The sequence below is a fragment of the Companilactobacillus hulinensis genome, from assembly GCF_003946555.1.
In the GTDB taxonomy this organism is placed as follows: Bacteria; Bacillota; Bacilli; order Lactobacillales; family Lactobacillaceae; genus Companilactobacillus; species Companilactobacillus hulinensis.
Map to the genome: position 1 here is coordinate 1 of NZ_RHOO01000046.1, position 1901 is coordinate 1901.

The window sequence follows — 1901 nt, forward strand, 5'->3', positions numbered from 1 at the left end:
CAGTGCGCCCGGCATGGGCGCTAACTTGGTGGTGAAAGTCCACTGTGAGCCGTAGTAGTCGGAATCACTAGCTAAGGGCAAGGGTGTTCATCGTGAGATGAAATCTGAAGGAAGCCTAAAGCAAAGTACCGAGCTGATGTACAAGAAGTGGTTATAAGGCCATGCTTGTTGGATAAGGATGCTGGGCAATCTGAATCCAATACTACTCAGGATGCAAGTATGGTAGAGCCAACAGCTACATGGTACGAAAGTTAACGTTCTTACCCGGGGAGATCTGTATCGTATGTTTGGCAAGGAAACGGAACGTATCCTACAAACAAACCAGTCAGTGATGCCTGGCTGAACGATACAGAAGTCAGCCGAGGTCATAGTAGTCGCTTTGTGACGAAGGACCGAACATTAATAACTCTTGTTGAGATTGAAGGTGGAAGCAGTGCGACAATCGCAGAAAATAGAACAAGTGTCTAGCCAGATGAAGAGGATAGGTCCAGAAGACCGAAGACAATCGGAGGAGCGTAGTGCAGCTTCTGGTGAAAATACAATTAAGAGTGGCATTTCATTCAAAGAACTAGTATTAGATAGAGATAATCTCAATTCGGCTTATAAAAAGGTCTATGGAAATAGAGGTTCGGAAGGAATAGACGGGATGTCCGTCTATGAACTTTTGAACTACCTTAAAGAGAATAAATCTCAGTTTCTTGAATCGTTGAGGAACCTTTCATATAGACCAAGTCCTGTTAGAAGAGTAGAAATACCCAAACCTGATGGGACTAAACGTAAGTTGGGTGTACCAACGGTCGTTGACCGTTTCGTACAACAGGCAATTGCGCAAGCAATGACGCCTGTATTTGAGAAGGTATTTTCAGACAATAGTTTTGGGTTCAGACCAAATCGGAGTGCTCATGATGCTATGAAACGTGTTAAAGAACTTTACAACCAAGGCTATCACGTTGTGATAGACCTTGATTTGAAGTCATACTTTGATACTGTCAACCATGATTTATTAATGAAATTCATCAAACAATATATTGATGATGAATGGCTATTAAGAATGATTCGTAAATTTCTAACTAGTGGAGTAATGGACGGACATCTTTTTCAGAAATCTGAGAAAGGCACGCCACAAGGTGGCAACCTCTCTCCATTACTAGCCAATATCTATCTAAATGAACTCGACAAATTACTAACTGCACGTGGACACAAGTTTGTTCGCTATGCCGATGACTGTAATATATATGTCAAAAGCAGACGTGCAGGATTTAGAGTGCTAGGTAATATTTCTAAGTTTCTTGAGAATGACCTGAAAGTAACAGTTAATCAGAAGAAGACTAAAGTTGGTTCTCCTCTCAGACTAAAATTTCTAGGATTTTCTCTTGGCGCATCGGCTAAGGGGGCATACTTGCGCCCGAGCCAACAAGCCAAGAAAAGAGTTAAACAATCACTCAAGAAAGTAACGAAAAGGAGTCGAGGCAGGAGCCTCGAGGTACTCTTCAAAGAAATTAGCCAAAAGATGAATGGGTGGCTAAACTATTATGGAATTGGAAGTATGAAGACATTCATCAAGAACCTCGATGGGTGGCTTCGTACAAGAATCAGACAATACATTTGGAAGCAATGGAAAAATCCCCAAACCAAATATAAGAATCTATTAAAACTAGGAATCGATAAGAATCAAGCGTCAATGTGTGCCAATACCCGCAAGGGATATTGGCACACTGCGCATGGTAAAATACTGATTATTGCTTTGAAGAATGAAAAGCTGGAGTCCCTTGGACTAATGAATATGTCCAAGAAACTTCAGTTTATTCAGAGCGCTTAAATTAATGAACCGCCGTATACGGATCCGTACGTACGGTGGTGTGAGAGGTCGGTAATTAATTTACCTCCTACTCGATCAGCAG

1 protein-coding gene is annotated in these 1901 nt (G+C 41.6%); it reads left to right on the forward strand.

Annotation, left to right across the window (positions count from 1 at the left end):
* The first annotated feature begins 433 nt into the window (after nucleotides 1-433).
* Nucleotides 434-1819: a group II intron reverse transcriptase/maturase gene (gene ltrA / locus EKM66_RS12425; protein ID WP_125765025.1), complete on the forward strand. Its 1386-nt coding sequence runs from the start codon at nucleotides 434-436 to the stop codon at nucleotides 1817-1819.
* The last annotated feature ends 82 nt before the right edge of the window (nucleotides 1820-1901 follow it).